This window comes from Chryseolinea soli, assembly GCF_003589925.1.
GTDB classification, from domain to species: Bacteria; Bacteroidota; Bacteroidia; order Cytophagales; family Cyclobacteriaceae; genus Chryseolinea; species Chryseolinea soli.
Map to the genome: position 1 here is coordinate 5,279,960 of NZ_CP032382.1, position 18,144 is coordinate 5,298,103.

Sequence of the window (18,144 nt, forward strand, 5' to 3'; positions counted from 1 at the left end):
CTTATCTATCATTAGACCCTTGACCATGAAAAATCTACTGATCCTCACGTTTGGAGTGCTCGTTTTTTGTCTCCCCGCCCGCGCGCAGCAAATCGATTATAAGAAGATCATTCTGCCCGATGGCATCACCAACCTGAGCATAGAAGAACGTCTGGTGCAATTGGCCTGGAAAAATAACCCGGAGGTCAAGGCCGTCCAGCACGACGTGAATGCCTCGCAGTATGATGTGAAAATAGCCGCTACGCGCTGGACCAGCTTGCTGGGCGCGCAGGGCAACTTGAACGAGTTTACCGTAAAACAGATCACGGGCTCCACGCAAACGACCAACAATTTCTATCCGCGTTACAACGTCTATCTCAACGTGCCGCTTTCGGCATTTTTTGAATTTCCCAATCAGAAAAAGGCAGCCCGCGAGCGCATGGGCATCAAACAGGAGCAATCCAACATGTTAAAGCTCGACATCCGGGCCCGGGTGCTGAAGTTATACAGCGATTACCGCAAAAACGAGACGGTTTGGCGCATCCGGAAGGAGGAATTGGACGATTTCAAGCTGAGAGTCAACACGATAGAACAGAAATTCAGCGACGGTGCCGCCACGTTGGAGGAGTATGTGACCGCCCAGCGGGTGTATCGCGACGTACAGATCCAGGAGGCGGTGGCCAAAAGCGACTGGGATAAATCGAAATTTGACCTGGAACAGGTGATTGGGGTGAAGCTTGAAGAAGTACTGTAATGCTGTTTTTTGACTTAAAAAGGTAACCACTTAAGTAAAAAAATACTTTAAAACCCTTTGAATTAGCCGAATTTGGCGGTTAGTTAAAAAAGACAAAAAAAATACTATGTAATATTTTTGTCCGTTATGGTAATATTTTTAATTTCGTGCTGTGCTTTTGTCGGCTGTCTATAGTTAATCTTTAATCTATTACCCTTTATGAAAAAGTCCCTGGCTTTAGTTGTGACCTTGTTGTTGGTTGCATTTTCAGCTTTTTCCCAGTCAGTCCCTTTTCCTACAGGCCCACGTGATAACAATGCCCTTGAAAATTGGGGCTATCAGCAAGTGGGTACCAATTGGGACACCTCACCGTTCCTGCCGTTCATTTATCAAGGCCGTTGGTTTAGGTTGATGCCTCCAAATGGAGTCACCTACACAGCCGCCACGAAGACGTGGACATTCTCGGAGCCGGGTAAGAAATACCCGCTCATTATGTTTTTACACGGTGCCGGTGAAGCGGGTACCGATAACAACAACCAGCTGAAACACGGTGGTCAGATCCACAGGGACGCGGTGCTCTCCGGCAAGTTCCCTGGTTTTTTGTTTTATGAGCAATCCTCGACACTCGACCAGATCAAAGCACAGCTTGAAAAGCTGATTGCTACGCTGCCCATCGACATCAACCGGATCTACATCCACGGTTTGTCCGGTGGTGGTGGAGATACCTGGAAGTTTGCCATTGCCAACCCGACCCTGATCGCCGGTGCGTTCCCGATGTCGGCTTCCAACGACGATGCCAAGCAAGAGAAAATGCTTTACATGAACCTGCGCCAGTCGCAAGGTGAAAGAGACAACAACCCTAACCCGGGATGGACGCAAACTATCGTTGACTGGTTCAACGCCAACGGCGGTCACCTGGAATACTTCTATTTACTCGGCGTAGGTCACGGTACATGGGATGCCATGTATAACCGCGCTGACTTCTTCCCTTGGTTTTTATCCCACAAGAAAAATGAAATCTTAGTACTCTTTAATAGGAATCTACTTTGTCCTGGTGCACCCACCTCTGTGACCATGGGCTTTACGCCCGGTTTCGATGCCTATGAATGGCAGAAAGATGGTGTGACCATACCCGGAGCAACCGCATTTAAGATCACGGCTACAGCTTTTGGTTCGTATACGGGTCGTATCAAGAACCGTGGCGTTTGGTCCGATTGGGCTACCCCGGTTGTTGTAGGCACGAAGCCTCCTACCTATACGCCTGCCATCACTCCCACAGCAGGTGAAACCATTGTGTTGCCTGCACCTGACGGATCGACCACTACTTCGCTGGAGGAACCCGAAGGTTATACAGCTTATGTTTGGAAGAATGCTGCAACGAATGCCATTGTGGCCAACACGCGTGTATATGCCAATGCCCCTGTAGGAACCTACAAGGCTACGGTTACGGAACAGAACGGCTGCTCCAGTGTAGAATCGCCTGCATTCACAGTAGTGAACGCCAACGGTCCGAACAAGCCCGATGGTATCAGCGGTTTCCTGGGTTATGCCAACACACAAACCCAGATCACCCTGGCCTGGAGCGATAACCCCACGCCTCTGAATAATGAGACCGGCTTTGAGATCTACAGAGGTCCCACGATTAGCGGTCCTTTTAGCATTGTCACGACGACTGTCGCCAACGCTAACTCTTTTATTGATACCAACCTGACGCCGAACACCACGTATTATTACTTGGTAAGACCGATCAACGCTTCGTCTGCAGGTCCCGTATCGCCGACCATTGGTGTTGCCACGAAAGTGGATGCCACACCTCCGACGGCTCCTACAAACCTGACCATCACCGGAACCAGCCCCGTTTCAGTTTCTTTGTCGTGGACTGCGGCAACGGATGATGTGGGCGTATACCGCTACGACATCTACAAAAATGGTGTAAAGACGTTGGCCGTAAATGATGTACAGGGCACTGTATTCAACCTCACCGCAGGTGAAGTATACAACTTCACCGTGAAAGCGAGAGACGTAACGGGCAACAGCTCGACCGAAAGTAACCAGGTGACGGCCCCCGCCGTCAACAACGGTCTTAACTATAAGGCATTCACCGGCACATGGACCAACCTCCCGGTGGATTTCAACGCCATCACACCAGTGAAGATCGGTAACACCCCTAACGTCGACCTCAGCGTAGCGCCTTCGGCTAACAACTATGCGATGTACTGGGAAGGTATGATCAACATCACGGCCGCCGGTACCTATACGTTTGAAACCTACTCCGACGATGGCAGCAAGCTGTACATCGGTGGCTACGGTTCTCAATACCAGGTGGTGAACAACGATGGATCGCACGGCGTGCGCTATCGCTCGGGCAACAAGACCTTTGCGGCACCCGGTCAATATCCGATCGTGATCACCTACTTCCAGGCAACCAGCGGAGCGACGATGCAGGTTTATTGGAGCAACACGCCCACCGGTATCACGTCCCGTCAGCAGATCCCGAATAGCGCCTTTGCTTCGAACTTTGTAATGCCCGGTGCAGCTCCTGCGCCGCCTACCCAGTTGACTGCTCAAGCCGTTGCCTACAACCAGATCAACCTGACCTGGACGGACAACAGCTCGAACGAGACAGGTTTCCAACTGTACAGAGCCACCAACACGGCTGGTCCTTATGCCACTGTAGGTACAATCGCGGCTAATACCACATCGTTTAGCGACAAGACGGTTGCTCCTGCAACGAAATACTTCTACCGTATCAAGGCCATCGGTCGCTACGGTGAGTCTGATTTGTCGAATGAAATCGCCAGGAGTTTGTCCTACTCGTACTATGAGGCAAACTTGGCCAATCTCAATACGATCAACTCGTTGACACCGGTCAAAACCGGCACGTCTTCGACCTTTGACCTGACGGTGCGCAACCGCACGACCAACTACGCATTCAAGTGGGTGGGTAAGATCAACATACCGACTACCGGTAACTATACCTTCTACACCACTTCCGACGACGGCAGCTTGCTCTATATCGACGGCGTGCTGCGTGTATCGAATGACACCCAAGTCAGTGTTGAGAAGTCAGCTACTATCAATAACCTGACGGCGGGTGCACACGACATCGTAGTCGCCTACAGACAGAACTCCGGTGGAGCCTCACTGAACGTAAGCTGGCAAGGTCCCAATATTACAAAGGCTGTGATCCCGGCCGGCGTATTAGCCCAAGATGAAATAAATGCCACAACGCCTGCGTTGCCCGCTGCCCCTGCAGCACCGACCAGCTTAGCCGCTACGCCGCTGTCGAAATCCTCGATCCAAGTATCGTGGACGGATGCCAGCACGACGGAAACCGGTTTCGAACTGTATCGTTCCGTGCATGTGAACACCAACTTCGTGTTGTTCAAGTCCCTGCCTCCGAACACCAACTCGTTCCTGGACGCTGGTTTGTTCCCGAATGAAACCTACTTCTATAAAGTATCGGCCGTTGGTGTAGGCGGAAGCAACTCTACAGCGATCGTGAGCGCGGCCACCCTGAACACCAAACCGGTGATCACCGACGTAGCCGACATCACTGTGAAATACGGCAAGACCCTTAGCTTGAGCGTTATCTCGCAAGACGATGACCACGAGCCTTTGACATTGACTGCTCAAGGCCTCCCCGGAAGCTGGGCAACCTTCGCCGATCAAGGCGATGGTACCGGTACCCTGGCCCTTGCGCCACTCATCGGCAACCTTGGCCAGTATCCGAACGTCCGCATCATTGTTGCTGACCAGCACAACGGCAAGGATACAACGACCTTTAAGATAACCGTAACCGACAAAGACGTACCCGCCATCGTTCCTGTGACCGATGTAGTGGTGAACGAAGGTTCGAACAGCGCCGTGACCATCACGGCAACGTCTGACGCCGGCACGGCAAACCTGACCTGGACCGCGGTGAACTTCCCTTCGTTCGCAACGTTGACAAACGATGCGCTCGGAACCGGAACCGTAACCCTGAACCCTGGCTATATCCACTCCGGCGACTATAACCTGACCGTGAAGGTGAAGGACAACGTAGGAGGGGAGTCTTCCAGAACGTTCAAAGTAACCGTAGTGGATGTGAACCCCAATTCGTCGATCTCGATGAACCTGGTGTACTCTACCAATGCGAATGCACCCTGGAACAACATCACCGGATTGACCACGACCGGTTTGAAAAACAATACTGGTGCGACCACCACCGTGGGATTGGCTTTCCAAACCACCGCATGGAACACCTGGTTCGAAGGTACCCAGACCGGCAACAACTCCGGTGTGGTTCCCGACAACGTACTGAGCGACTACTACTACTTCGGTATCTTCGGAGCACCGAACACGGTAGACGTGAAGGTGACAGGTTTGAATCCTGCCATGACCTATGCGTTCAAATTCCTCGCCTCCAGCAAGTGGACCGGTGTGCCTGATAACGGTACAACCCGCTACACCATTGGAGCGCAAACTTCCGCTGTGAATGCACAGAACAACACCAGCAACCTGGCGATCATCAATGGTGTGACCCCTGCCGGTGACGGTTCCGTGACCTTCACGATGAGCAAAGATGGCGCGTCGGTAGTAGGTTACCTGAATGCTCTTATTGTAGAGTCTCAATACCAAGCAGGCACGACACCTGCCGCTCCCCGCGCATTGGATATTGCCCTGACACCGAACAACGAAGCGAAACTGACTTGGATCGATGCACCGTTCAACGAAACTGGTTTCGACGTCTTCCGTTCGACGACCAAGGGCGGTACCTATACCAAGATCAACGCATCCCCTGTGGCTGCGAACAGCACATCGTATACGGATGCCAGCTTGACGGAAGATACCAAGTACTTCTATCAGGTAAGAGCGTTCAACGATATTGGAACATCGCCTTACTCGAACCTCGACTCGATCAGTGTGCCTAACCTTGCACCGAAGATCACCATCAATGGCAACCTGGCGTTGACCCGCGGTGTGCAATCTTCGATCACGGTTTCCGCTACCGATCTTCCCGCGAACCTTTTCACCATGGCCGTGACCAACCTGCCTTCGTTCGCAACGTATCAGCAGACCACGCCGACCTCCGGTACCATCACTTTCAATCCTACCTCGGCTAACCTGGGTGTGTTCACCTTCACGGTTTCCGCTACGGATAACAAGAGCGCTACAGCGACGAAAGATGTGACGGTAACGGTGAGCGAGACCCTGGTGTATAGAATAGACTTGAACTTCAACCAGAACTCGGTTGCTGCAGCACCTTGGAACAACACAAGCAAGGCTCCTGTAATCAACGACGTGTTCTCGAACCTGAAAGATGAAGGTGGCGTGAACCGCAACGTGAGCGTGACCCTGCTCTCTTCTTTTGGAGGCGTATACAATGAAGGTGCAGTGACCGGCACAAACTCCGGTGTAGTACCCGACGCTGTATTGCAAGAATACTACTGGTTCGGTGCCTTCAATGCACCGGATGCCGCAAAACTGAAAGTGTCTGGTCTCGATAAGCTGAACAAGTATACGTTCAAGTTCGTCGCCAGCAGTAACTTCAACAACAACGGATCCATCATCAACAACGGTAGCACCGTGTTCACGATCGGTGCACGTTCGTCCTCTGTAAATGTTCAGGGCAACACCTCTAACCTGGCCGTGATCACCGACGTGGTGACCAACGCCAGCGGCGAAGTGACCATCGACATCACCAAAGGCGGCGACGCAACGGTAGGTTATATCAACGGTTTGATCATCGAAGCCGTGGCCATCGATCCTTCGGGCTTTGCACCGACGAACCTCACGGCTTCCGGAAATTCGAAGACCAACATCATCTTGAACTGGTCTGACAACTCGCCTACGGAAACCGGCTTCCAGGTATATCGCTCCACTACGACATCGGACGGCGTGTATTCGCTGATCGGAACAACCGGCGCAGATGTAGCCACCTACACGGACAACACCGGTGCCACCAACGGCAAGAAATACTACTACAAAGTTAGAGCCGTCATCCCGAGCGGATTCACAGCCTACAGCAACGTGGCCAGCGCCGGAACGGTAGCCTTCGCAGTGTACATCAACGTGAACGGTGTAGCCGCTTACGATGCACCGGCACCTTGGAACAACTTGAGCCGCCTGGCGGTAGACAACGACGTGTTCTTCAACCTGAGAGACGAATTGGGCAAACAAACCGGCCTGCGCCTCCGCTTCGTGGAAGCCATGGAAGGTATGAACGACTGGGGTATGTCGACCGGCAATGACTCCGGTATCTTCCCCGACAAAGTGTTGAAGAGCTTCTATTACACCAACGCCTACAACGGTATCGGCAAGCTGACCGTGGAAGGTCTGGATCAAGGATTCAACTATAACTTCGGCTTCATGGGCGCTATCGACGTGCAGCTGAACGTGACCACCAACTTCTCGATCGGCGACAGAACCGTGTCGAACCGTCAGGATCAGAACATCTCGAATGTAGCGTACATCCGCAGCGTTCAACCCGATCAGAACAGCGAAGTGAAGATCCAGGTGCAGGAAGCTCTCGGATCACCCTGGTCGATCCTCAACGCGATCGTGATCGAAGCCTATCCTACGGACGACCGCAAGTCGGGTGTAGCCGGTGGCAGAACCAATACAAGCGGCCAGATGCGCGAAGTTCGCTACGGAGAGTCCAACCCTTCGGTGTTGCTCTATCCTAACCCGACACAACGCGAGTTGAACGTTCAAACCCTCGATTCTTCGATCGGTGATGTTCGCTACTCGATCGTGGATGCCATGGGTAAAGTGATGAAAGAAGGCACTTACGCCAACGACGAAGTGTCGTCCAACTTCACCGTCGATCTCCAAAGCAGCGGCTTCCAGAATTCGGTATACTTTATCAAACTGGTATATCCTGACGGAAAAGTGCAGCTGAAGAAGTTCGTCAAATACTAAGAATGTCTTTCTGAAAGACCTACCTCAAAACCGGGGTAGGTCTTTTTTTTGCTCTCATTTTAATACCTTTGTGGGTATTAACCCTTTTTTGTACACTTTATCAGAGACTATTGAATTACGTTAAAAATCTTGACGGAATCCGTGGGTTTGCCATTGTGCTGGTAATGTTCTTTCATTACGATTATCTGATCGAGGCCGGTTGGGTAGGCGTACAGTTGTTCTTTGTTCTTTCCGGTTTCCTCATCACCACCATCCTGATGCAGGACAGGCAAGACCAGCCCTTGGGTCATTACCTGAAAGGCTTTTACTGGCGCCGGACGCTTCGCATATTTCCCATTTACTATTTGTACCTGCTGATCGTGGCGTTGGTGTACGCCAAATTTCATACGCCCGAGGACTTCAAACAAACGGCACCGTTCCTGTTCACCTACACCTACAACTTGTTCCCGCTGGTGTATGAATTCAGTTTCGACATCTTCTTCACGCACTTCTGGTCGCTTTCCATTGAGGAGCAATTTTATCTTTTCTGGCCCATCATCGTCTATTTCCTCTCCACGCGGCAACTGCGCGTGCTGCTGGTGGTCATGATCCTGGTGGCGCCCGTGATCCGGTTTTGGCTGGCCAACTACTTGCTGGACGATGGGATCTCCAAAGATTTTACGGAACAGATCGTCTATCGCTTCACGTTTAGTCAATGGGATGCGTTCGCCTTTGGGGCGGCCATACCCGTATTTGGCCTCCAGGCGACGTCGTTCAACCCCTACAAGCTGTTGGTGGCGGGGATGGTGATGTTCGTCGGGTTCGGAATATTCAATTACAGGATGTTACTGGCAGAAGGCGAGAACGTAGGGCTTACGTCTTTCGGATTCCCGTTGGGCGTGCTGAACAACTACCAGCACGTGTGGTCCTATTCGCTCCTCAGCCTGGTTTGTATGGGCTTTATCCTGATCTGTGTGAAATACAGCCACAACATCGTGGTAAAAACCGTGTTTGGGAACCCGCTCATGGTGTTCCTGGGCAAGATCTCCTATGGCCTCTATGTCTATCATTGGGTCATCTGGATGGCCTTTGGCAGATTTCTTAAACCTTATTTCTCTTTCCCTTTACTGGGTTTTGTCTGCTACAGTGTTATTTGCATCGGCGTAGCCTATCTCAGTTTTGTTTTGATCGAAAAGCCGCTGCTGTCCTTTAAAAATAAGTTTTTCCATCGTAACCAAATCGCGACATGATTCAGACCAACGAGTTGGTTTCTTTTTTGAAATTGAAGACCGTGCATTCGGGATTCTTGGATCAAATTAAAGTCAGCTACCGCCCCCTGATCTGCCCTTTCGACGAATTGCTCAATGAAGTGAAAGACGCCCAAAGCGCGTTCGACATCGGTTGTGGCTCGGGCCAGTTCGCCTTGTTGCTGGCCGAATTCACCAGCATCAAAAGGATCGGTGGCATCGAGATCGACAAACGCCTCATCACCAACGCCCGCGAACTGCTGCAACCCTACAGCGGCAAGGTGACCACCGATTTCCAGCCCTATGATGGCAGCACGCTGCCGGATGCCATGAAGGAATACGACCTGATCTTTTTGATCGACGTGCTCCATCACATTCCCGTAGCCTACCAGGAGTCCTTCATCAAAAAAGTATATGACCACATGCGCCCCGGTGCGCGGTTCATCGTGAAAGACATCAACGGCGGCAGCCCTTTCGTGCTCTTCAACAAGATGCACGACCTCATCTTCGCCCGCGAGATCGGCCACGAATGGTCCATGAAACGCCTCATCGATACGGCCCAACAAGCCGGTTTTAAGATCCTTAGCACGAGTAAAAAGCAAATCTATGTTTATCCCCACTACACCGTCATCCTCACGAAATAAGGTAGCCTACAACATCCTGCTGGTCCTTATCGTTGCCTGGATGGCGACGTATCCTATTTACCAGAATTTTTACCGGGGTGAGGCCGTCGAACAATACCAACGCTTCCTCGATTGGAAAGCCGACAATTCGATGTTCTACAACCCCTGGCAATACCGCATCCTGTGCTACGAGATCGTCGAGGGCACCTACCAGGTGTTGGATCACACGGTATTCAACCTCATTCACTTTCGCGAACCGCAGCTGAATTTACCCGGCAACACCAGCGATAAAAACGAAGTCACGCAAAAGTTGCTGCAACTTGCCCAGCAACCGGAGTTTATCAAATACTCCATCGTATTCATTGGCTTTCGCTTTTTGCAGAACGCTCTCATTTTTGGGTTGGCCTTTATTTATTTCTCGCACTTCGTGAAAACCCGCGCGGTGGTGTTGCTCAGCATCATGTTCATCCCGATCATGATGGGCAATGCGGTGGTGGATAGCGATCTTTCCTTCAACACCTATATGGACATCACGTTGTACCTGTTGACAGGGCTTGTCATTGTGAAAGGCTACAGCGACTGGTGGATATTGCTCATCACCATCGTGGGCGCACTGAACCGCGAAACGTCGATGCTCATTCCCGCCATCTATTTTTGTTCGAAGGTAGATTGGTCGGCATGGCCCAACTTCAGGAAATTGTTCTTTACCGATCTCAAGCCGCTCATGATCGCCGCCCTCTCCATGGTATTTTTTGTTGCCATTTTTGTGGCAATACGGGCGCACTTTGGCTACCGGCCGCAAACCGACTGGCGTGTACCCGCCGGGTTGCCCATGCTGAAGATGAATTTGTTTAGCGGCGTGAGCGTGAAAACGTATATGGAAATGTATGGTGTGTTCGGATTCCTGCCCATTTGGTGTCTCTTCCTGTTCAAAGAGATGAACCCGTCCCTGAAGGTATTTTTTATCGTGATCGTGCCCGTGTGGTTTGCGGTCCACTTCATTTCGGTGGTCGCTTACCAAAGCCGGTTGTATCTGGTGCCTACACTGCTCATCTTTTTCCCGGCCGTGTTGCAGCACATCGAAAATCAAATACAGGCCAGGCAACGCCTGGCCTGATTAAAAAGGGTCTTATTCAAGTCGTTTGTACCATGCGTCGGCATACGGTGTCTGATGCCGTATCTCCATGACGCGGTCTAACGTGATGATCTTGGTTTTGTATTTGCTGATGTGCACGTAGTAGTAGTCATCCACTTTTTTCACTTCAGCTTGTACGCCGTCTTCAGCCATGTTGCGCACCAGCTTGTTGGCATTGGATTGCTTTTTGAACGTTCCCACAATGAGGTAGTAATAATTGCCGGGCAGTTTGTCGTCCACTTCCATGTGGTCTTGCCACGAGGGTCTGCGCTCCGGAGTAGTGGGCTCGGCCACGGCGGTTTGGGCGGCGGTGGTATCGGTGCTCTTGGTGTCGACGGTTTCCTCTTCTTTCTTCTCCGGTTCTACGGGAGGCGGCACGGGCGCTTGTGTCACGGCATCCTGTTTAATGGTGGAGCTCTGCTTCTTGGTCTTGCGCGAGACGGGGTCGACAAACTTGCCAAAGCGCCACTTCAATTGCACTTCATTCGAACCACCGGTAGATACTTGCATGTTCGGGGTAGGGAAGTCGTAGGCAAAGCCGATCTCGATATCCTTGATGTGTACCCGCAGCATGGCGTTGGGCCCAAAATACTGGCGGTAGCCACCTCCCACATCGAGTATATTTTTATACGACACAAAGGCGCCGGCTTCGTACAGGTTCAGATTGTTTTCATTAAAGCGATACGAAAACGATGGTTGCAGGGCCCACGTGTCGGTCACCAGGTTAAAGCGATAGGTGGCAAAAGCGATCTTGTTCTTCAGTTGGCTGAACGTCACCTTCTGGAAATTGTCTTCGGAAAGCGTCTGGTGATCCACCAGTTGCAACATGGAAAAACCGAGGGTCAGGTTCTTGAACGTGTAGTTCACGCCGAATTGTCCGTTGAAAGCAAAATTATTGTTGGTGCTGTTGAGAATGGCCGGGTCGTTGGAGTCGACATTGGAGATTTCCTCTTGCCGGATACGATTTGAGAAGATGCCAGCAGAAATACCAAAGCCCACCGAGTGGTTCGTAGCGATGGGCACTTTATACCCGAAGGTGAGCATAGCCGACGTGGCCGATAAGAGTACGGTACGATCGTTATACACGCTCAACCCAATCGCCATACGCGGGTCGATCGGATGCTGAAGGTCGAACTGCATCGTACGCGGACCGTCCTTGATGCCCGTCCATTGCTGACGATACGATACGTTGGCCTCCGTGCGCCGCCCCGCCGCAACCATCGACGGATTTATCGTGTATGGATTAAAGATCCATTGGGTATAGAAAGGATACTGTTGCGCAGTCGCCGACAAGGTTAGGAGTAGCAGTATCGAAACGAGGGTAAATTTCTGCATAGGGTCACAGGTCTTTTTTCTTTTTTATTTCAGGATGCGAACGGCGCCGGTCAGTTTTCGTCCATCCGTACAGGAAAGCGTATAATAATAATCGCCTTCGCCGAGCGGCTTGCCTTTGTAGGTACCATTCCAGTTGTTCTCATAGGGGAATGCATCAAACACCTGCTGTCCGGAGCGGGCAAATACGGCCAGCCTGCATTCGCGATACGATTCCACGTTGCGGAAGGTCCAGTACTCGCCGACGTTGTCGTTGTTCGGGGAGAAGAACTTCGGGATCTCATCCGTCTTGTCGATCACGCTGATATTTACCTCGTCGCTGGCGCTTAACGTGTCGCTATCTACCACCGTCAACCGGAACACATAGTCGCCCAGTGCCATGTCGGTGATGTGGATCACGTTGGCATCCACCGTGAACGGCACCTGTGTACCACCGATCTGTTCCCAGAAATAGCGTTCAATAAACCCGTCAGGATCCAAGCCCTGGCCTGCGATAAGCGCCTCATTGTCGGGCAACACGATGACCAGGTCATCGCCGGCATAGGCCACAGGCTTCTTCTTCACGTTTTGAGAATCTTCCGTAACATATACAATGGCGTCGCTGTAGGCTGAAGCATTTTCGTCGTCGGTTGCCGTCAGCCGGAACACATACATGCCCAGCACCAGTCCGCTGACATCGAGGGTAAGGGTCGTGGCACCCGAAATTGTGGCTGTGTTGGGGCCTTGCACTTGCGTCCACTTCACGCTTTGAACCGTGCCGTCGGTATCGGTGGCGGTTCCGTTCAAAGTGGCTTGGGTGGTCGGTAAGTTAACCACTTGTCCTGCGCCCGCGCTCACCACCGGAGGCTGGTTGGGAGGTACGGGTCCAACAACGACCTGCACATTGTCGGTCGCCACGGCGCCACCATTGTCTGTCGCTTCAAGACTAAATACATACGTGCCGACCGCGAGGTTTGACACTTGCAACGACAAGGTCAGATCGCCGGAAAGCGTCGCGGCAGCACCGCTCACTTGTTTCCATTTCACGGACGCGATCGTGCCGTCCGGATCGGTAGCGGTGCCGTTAAGTGTGACCTGAGTGGTGGGAAGGAAGATCTGCTGATCTGCTCCGGCGTTCACCACAGGAGGTTTGTTAACAGTGGCCGGCAGCACGGTCACCACGATCTGGTCGAACGAGGATGCACCCCCGTTGTCGGTCGCGGTGAGTTGAAGGGTATAGACGCCTTCCACCAGGTTCAGACAGTTCAGATCTTTTTCGGTTGGGTTAGCCAAGGTCACCGTGGGACCACTGGCCTTGGTCCACAGATAGCTTTGAATGCTGCCATCGTCGGTAACGTCGGCGTTTAGCAACACGGTGTTTTGAGGGAGATAGATGATGGTGTCCAGGCCTAGTTTTACATCCGGTGCGAGGTTGTTTGTGGGAGGCACTACCAGCAGCGTCATTTGATCAAACGATGAAGCCAGCATGTCGTCCGTCACGGTGATGCGGAAGGAGAAGGTGCCCTGTGCGAGGTTGCTCACTCTCAAGGTGGCACCATCCTGTCCGGCCAAGGTTGCCGCGGGGCCGCCGGTCTGGGTCCAATCATAGGAGATCACGGTGCCGTCCACATCCGAGCCGCTGCCCAAAAGCGATGTGGCGTTCACGGGAAGATAAAGACGCTTATCGCCGCCGGCGAATGCAATGGGCGGCTGGTTCACGTTGGCGGGCCTCACCAGCACTATGGTAATGTCGGCGTTGGTGGCACCACCATTGTCGGTCACGGTCAATTGGAAAGCGTATTGGCCTTCCTGCAGATTGGTCACCGTAAGGGTAGTGGTGTTGTCGTTGGTCAGTGTGGCGGTGCCGCCGCTCACTTTTATCCACTTGTAGGAAGCGATGATGCCATCCGGATCAAAGCCCGAACCTACCAGGTTGATGCTGTTCGTCGGCAAGGTGATGGTCTGGTTATCTTGTACGATCGCCAATGGCGGCTTGTTGGCCGTGCCGTCGCTTACTGTGATCAGAATGTCGTCGGATCCGGTAGCGTTGCTGTCGTCAGTGACCGTCAGACGGAGCCTGTATGTCCCCGTCACCAAACCTGCCAACGTTGTGTTGGCCGCGGCCGGTGTGCCAAAGACAGAAGTGTTTGGTCCGCTGACCTGTGTCCAGGCATAGGATTGTATCGTACCGTCTTCATCAAAGCCCGATCCGGAAAGTGTCGTCGACGTGGCGGGAAGATAAAGCGATTGGTTCGGTCCCGCATCGGCGAAAGGAGCGCGGTTCACGGTTGCCGGCAAGACGGTAATGGTGGCAGTGGATGATCCGGTGGCACCCTTATCATCCGTCACCATAAGGCGAAACACATAGGTGCCTTCCACGAGGTTGTTTACCTGTAAAGAAGCAATGGCGGGTGTAACCAGGGTCGCTGCGGGGCCGGAGACTTTTGTCCAGGCGTAAGAAGCTATAGAGCCGTCTCCATCCGTTCCGGAGCCGGCCAGGGTGATGCTGTTGGTGGGGAGTTGCAAGATCTTATTTCCACCCGCGTTAGCGATGGGAGGTTGATTGGTAGTGGCCGGTTGCACCGTTACCTGTACTTCGTCTGTGCCGCTGCCTCCGTCGTTGTCTTGCGCAACTATTTTGAATTTATACGTACCCGCCACCATGTTCAAAACGGTCAGCGCATCGGTGGTCTCATTGTTCAACAAAGCTGCCGGTCCACCGGTTTGCGTCCACGCATACGAAGCGATGGTGCCATCGGGATCGTTCGCGGTGACATTGAGTACGATGCTGTTGGTAGGAAGATAAATGATCTGGTCTGATTCTGCGACCACTGTCGGAAGCTGGTTGGTAGAAGCAGGCAGCACCGTCAGGGTCATTTGATCGCTTGCCGAAGCCAGGTTGTTGTCCAACACCGAGATCTGGAAAACATAGTCGCCCACATTCAAGCCGTTCACCGAGAGCGTCGGAGATCCTTGTCCACTCAACGTCGCTGCCGGGCCGGAAACTTTTATCCAGGTGTAGGCGTCCACGGTGCCGTCAGGGTCGTTGGCCGTGGCCGTAATGTCATAAGAACCGACAGCGGCCGACACGGTTTTGTCGCCCCCGGCATAAACCACCGGCGCAATGTTGCCGGTCGTAACGGTGACAGTAGCTAAGTCACTGGCCGATGCGCCTTGATTGTCGGTCACGGTGAAGCGAAACACATAGATGCCCTCCACGAGGTTGGTGAGCGTAAGCGTGGCCGTATTGTCGCCGGCGAGTGTCGCTGCAGGGCCACTGGCCTTTGTCCACAAAACACTGGCGATGGATCCGTCAGGGTCCGAAGAGGTGCCGGTGAGCGTGGTTGAGTTGGTGGGGAGCGTAATAAATTTGTTAGCCCCTGCACTCGCTACAGGCGATTGATTCACGGTGTTGGGTTGTACGGCCACCACCACGTCGGCCGAATTCTTTGCGCCTTTTGTGTCCGTGGCCTCCAAGCTAAATACATACACACCGGCCACCAGGTTTTGAAGCGTGAGGCTCAATGTGGCTTGGTTTACCATCGTAGCGGCTGGTCCACTCTTCTTGGTCCAGGCCACACTCGCAATACCGTCCGCATCCGTGGCGGTACCGGTGAGGACCACGGTATTGTTGGGAAGCGTCAGATTCTTATCCGGTCCGGCGCTCACCACGGGTGGGGTATTCACAGGCGCGGCGTTCACAACGACGTTCACTTCGTCATAGCCGGTTGCTCCATTATTGTCGGTTACCGTGAGCCCGAATTTATACGTGCCGGCGACCATGCCGGTCACCGTGAGAATGTTGGTATTGGCATTGGCTAAGGTTGCTGCACCACCGCTCACTTTCACCCACGCATAAGAGGCGATGCTGCCATCGCTGTCGGTACCGGATCCGGTGATCACAACGGTACTGGTAGGCAACGTAATGGATTTGTCCGCTCCGGCATTGGCCGTCGGACTTTGATTCGATTGTAATACCGATACTGTGACCTCGTCAAAAGCTGTTGCGCCCTTGTTGTCGGTCACGGTCACGCGGAAAACATAAGTTCCCAAAAGCAAATTGCTGGCCGTCAGCGATAGGGTTTTATCGTTGGTAAGCGTCGCGGTAGAGCCTGATTTTTTCTCCCACAAGATCGTCAATGCTCCGCCCTCCGGGTCGGAAGCCGTGGCCGTCAGGGTCACCTGGTTGATGGGCAGGTAAATGGTTTTGTCCACCCCGGCATTGGTAACGGGAGGCTTATTGGTCGCGACGGGGTTCACAGTCACCTGGACGACGTCGGTAGCCGAGGCGCCCTTATCATCGGTGACGGTGAGTTGAAATTGATACACGCCTTCCAGCAAGACCGTCAGCAACAGATCGGTGGTGGCAGCGCCGGCGAGGGTCACTGCCGGGCCGCTGAGTTTGGTCCAGGCATAGGTCAGCGCGCCGCCTTCCGGATCGGTACCCTGACCTTTCAGTGTGAGGGTGTTCGTGGGCAATGTCACCACTTGGTCAACGCCCGCTTTTGCCGTTGGATTCTGATTCACGGCCGCCGGGTTCACCGTTACGGTAACTTCATCGAAGGCCGTACCGCCCGCATCAGTCACTTGTAATTGAAATACATAACTACCCGCGACAAGGCCGTTCACGGTAACGGTGGCGGTATTATCGTTCACCAACGTAGCGGCGCCTCCGGATTTCTTTGTCCATAAGTATCCCGTAATGCCGGTCAGGCTCACACCTGTGCCGGGTAGGGTCACCGTGTTGGTGGGCAATGTAATGATCACATCCTTCCCTGCATTGGCGGAAACTTTACCGGTTTGATATTCGAATGCACCGATATCATATTTACCACCCGAAGGCCGGATGGCGCCGTCGAAGTCGTCGTTGATGCCGAACGCCGACATGTCCTTACCACCGTCGATGGCCGAAGAGCCGGCCAGCAGGTGAAAGTTCTTGCCCGCGGCATCTACAAATTTCGGAAGGTTGATGTCGTTGGTCTTGATGTTGTTCGTCTCCGTCAGCTTGATGGCTTTGGGATTGTTCAGGTTGATATAAGCATAGCCGTTGGCTTGGTTGGTGGCCACGATGATGTTGTTCACAAATTGGCTTTGCGCCGGGTTCTCGCTAAACATCAGCAAGCCCACCAGTTGACAGTTGATCAGGGTGTTGTTGGATACAATAAATCCGGTGGGCGCATAGCCCGGGTTGGTATCCTGCAGGAGGAAGCCGCCTTGAAGTCCGTTTATGCCCAGGTTGTTATAGTAGATCCCCCCACCGCCAGAATCATAGTAGCAGTGGCCGGTGCCGGTGTCGATGATGTTGTCGTGCACCACGGCGCGCGTCGTTCCGCCCCCGGCCTGGAAGCCGTTTTGGTGTCCGTAGTTGGCTTTGGTAGCTACGTTATATACGGTGTTGTGGTGTACTTCGCAGCCCTTGGTCACGCTGCCGATCTGGATGCCGTCGTTACCGATGTTGCGCAGTTCGTTGTTGTAGACCAGGCAGCCTTCAATGTCGTGTTCATACACCGTTTGTCCGCAGCCGCGGTCCACGCCGCTATCATAATGCGAGTTGCCGATGTAAAAACCTTCGCATCCTGTGTCGCCGATATAGTTGTCGTGGAAGATCAGATTTTTCATCACGAAGTTGCCGCGCCAGGTCGATTTGTCGCAGGTGGGGTCGGTCTTGGCCACGATGCCGCAACATCCCGTGAAGTTCACTTGCAGGTGATCAACCTCGAGGTCGGAGGAAAGCGATTGAAAGTTGATGCCCATCTGACCGCCGCGTATTTCGATACCATACTTTTCATTCGGGTTTGCCGAACCGGTCATGTGAATGAACGTGCAGTTGTCCACCTGCACGGAGTTACCGTAGCTGGCGGGTGCGTTGATGGTCACTTTGCCATCGCACATGTTGGTGATGATAACGGGTTTGTCTACGGTGCCGTGAATGTTCAGGAGCCCGATACCCGTTCGGGTGCCGGAGGCGAAGCAGATCTTGTCACCGGGCTTCACACCTTTTTTGACACCGTCGAATTGCCATTCGGCAGCAGAAGTGGAGATGATGAAGTTACAGCCGCATTGGGCGTTGAGCTGTGTGTAGAATGAAGTGAACAGTGCAGTAAGTACTGCCAGGGTAGAGAGTCGACAAGCCATAATCCTTTGATCTAAATTACTTAATCTACAAAAAACCGAAGCAAGAATAGCTGCTTTCCATTAGTTATTTTAGCGTAAACCTTTGAATGGCAGGAAATT

General features: G+C 52.9%; 7 protein-coding genes. 5 read left to right on the forward strand and 2 right to left on the reverse strand.

Features of this window, described 5'->3' with window-relative positions; translation table 11 throughout:
* The first annotated feature begins 25 nt into the window (after positions 1-25).
* From D4L85_RS22450 to D4L85_RS22470, 5 genes are all read left to right on the forward strand, one after another.
* A complete protein-coding gene (locus tag D4L85_RS22450; protein ID WP_160143922.1) occupies positions 26-733 on the forward strand; it encodes a TolC family protein in 708 nt (235 codons plus the stop codon).
* Positions 734-931: 198 nt separating this feature from the next.
* Complete coding sequence (locus tag D4L85_RS22455) at positions 932-7,615, forward strand: fibronectin type III domain-containing protein (protein WP_119756409.1); 6,684 nt, start codon at positions 932-934, stop codon at positions 7,613-7,615.
* Positions 7,616-7,725: 110 nt separating this feature from the next.
* On the forward strand, positions 7,726-8,844 hold the full coding sequence (locus tag D4L85_RS22460; RefSeq protein ID WP_119756410.1) for an acyltransferase family protein: 1,119 nt from the start codon (positions 7,726-7,728) through the stop codon (positions 8,842-8,844).
* A complete protein-coding gene (locus D4L85_RS22465; protein WP_119756411.1) occupies positions 8,841-9,485 on the forward strand; it encodes a class I SAM-dependent methyltransferase in 645 nt (214 codons plus the stop codon). Before D4L85_RS22460 ends, D4L85_RS22465 begins: the two co-directional genes overlap by 4 nt.
* Positions 9,448-10,581 carry a hypothetical protein gene (locus tag D4L85_RS22470; protein ID WP_119756412.1) on the forward strand — a complete coding sequence of 378 codons (1,134 nt, stop codon included), beginning with the start codon at positions 9,448-9,450 and terminating at the stop codon, positions 10,579-10,581. Before D4L85_RS22465 ends, D4L85_RS22470 begins: the two co-directional genes overlap by 38 nt.
* A 12-nt stretch (positions 10,582-10,593) precedes the next feature.
* On the opposite strand, the gene D4L85_RS22475 is transcribed toward D4L85_RS22470, so the two are convergent.
* Both D4L85_RS22475 and D4L85_RS22480 read right to left on the reverse strand, forming a co-directional pair.
* Positions 10,594-11,934 (reverse strand): PorP/SprF family type IX secretion system membrane protein, encoded by a 1,341-nt coding sequence (locus D4L85_RS22475; RefSeq protein ID WP_119756413.1) that lies wholly within the window; start codon positions 11,932-11,934, stop codon positions 10,594-10,596.
* A 24-nt stretch (positions 11,935-11,958) separates the two neighbouring features.
* A complete protein-coding gene (locus D4L85_RS22480) occupies positions 11,959-18,045 on the reverse strand; it encodes a PKD domain-containing protein (RefSeq protein ID WP_119756414.1) in 6,087 nt (2,028 codons plus the stop codon).
* Positions 18,046-18,144 lie beyond the last annotated feature (99 nt).